Source organism: Streptomyces sp. NPDC048255, from assembly GCF_040652415.1.
Lineage (GTDB): Bacteria > Actinomycetota > Actinomycetes > Streptomycetales > Streptomycetaceae > Streptomyces.
The window spans coordinates 1-1,010 of sequence record NZ_JBEZMA010000167.1; the positions used below are offsets into that span (position 1 = coordinate 1).

Genomic DNA, 1,010 nt, shown 5'->3' on the forward strand with positions numbered 1-1,010 from the left:
GGCGCGAATCTGGTCGAGCAGGTCGTAAGCCAGGTTGGTCGCGCGGGTGCGGTAGTTCGCGCTTTGCGCGTAGCGCACGTTGAGCGTCTGCAGCATCGCCAGGCCCAGCAGGCCCAGGCCGATCACCAACACGGCGATGAGCACCTCGATCATCGAGAATCCGCGCTGGCCGCGTGCGCCAGGTATGCCGCCGTGGCGGACCTTGACCGTCATGGGCATTTGTCCCTCTGCATGGTGACCTGGCCGGTGCTCGACAGCTCGAATGTGCGCAGCTGATTGGCGCCGGCGCGGCATGGCGTGGACTTGAGTACGAAATCACGACGCCCATCGCGCAAGCGCCCGCGGCCGTCGAATATCAGGGTTCTGGCATCGCCGCCGACGGCTGTGGCGACGAGGCTCAGGTCGCGGATCTGATCGGTGCGGCGTGGACGCTCGTCGGCGTCGGCGACGGCGTTGCCGTTGAGGTCGCTCCACACCAACCAGCCATCGTTCCATTCGCCGCCGCAGCTGCTGCCGTTGGAACTCGCGCACATGTAACCGGGATGGCCGCTTCGGATCGCTTCGCTGCGGGCCAGCGACACCGAGGCGATGAACTCGTTGGCGGCGCCGGTGACGCGGCTGGAGCGAATCGCGTCGATGAAGTTGGGCAAGGCGAGCGTGAGCGCAATGGCGCCGATCGCAACGGCCATCAGCAACTCGATGAGGGTGAATCCGAGCGAATGCCGTCGGCGCATCGTCGCGTCCCGGTCGAAACTGATGCCGATGCTTGTCTTCCCTCCGGACGATTGGTATCCGCTACCGATCGACGGACGACGAAACGGGACGAGCGGAAAATCGTCAGTAACAGGCGTGTAATTTTCTCACTCAGGTTGAGTCATCGTTTTCGCTGCTGCGCGAACTCCGATCGGCGCATCTTCGAATATATGTGCCAATAAAACTTAGTTATGGCATCAAAAAAGCGGGAATATGGCATCGACCGCAGGCACTTGCGGCCAGCACGAATCGGGGTG

Annotated in this window: 2 protein-coding genes; both read right to left on the bottom strand. The window is 62.9% G+C overall.

The window, feature by feature from the left end; translation table 11 throughout:
- The coding region (pilV, locus tag AB0D94_RS37990) for a type IV pilus modification protein PilV (RefSeq protein ID WP_362062601.1) at positions 1 to 213 on the bottom strand (213 nt) is incomplete at its 3' end.
- Positions 210 to 734: a GspH/FimT family pseudopilin gene (locus AB0D94_RS37995; RefSeq protein ID WP_096383210.1), complete on the bottom strand. Its 525-nt coding sequence runs from the start codon at positions 732 to 734 to the stop codon at positions 210 to 212. The genes pilV and AB0D94_RS37995, both read right to left, overlap by 4 nt.
- Positions 735 to 1,010: the final 276 nt, after the last annotated feature.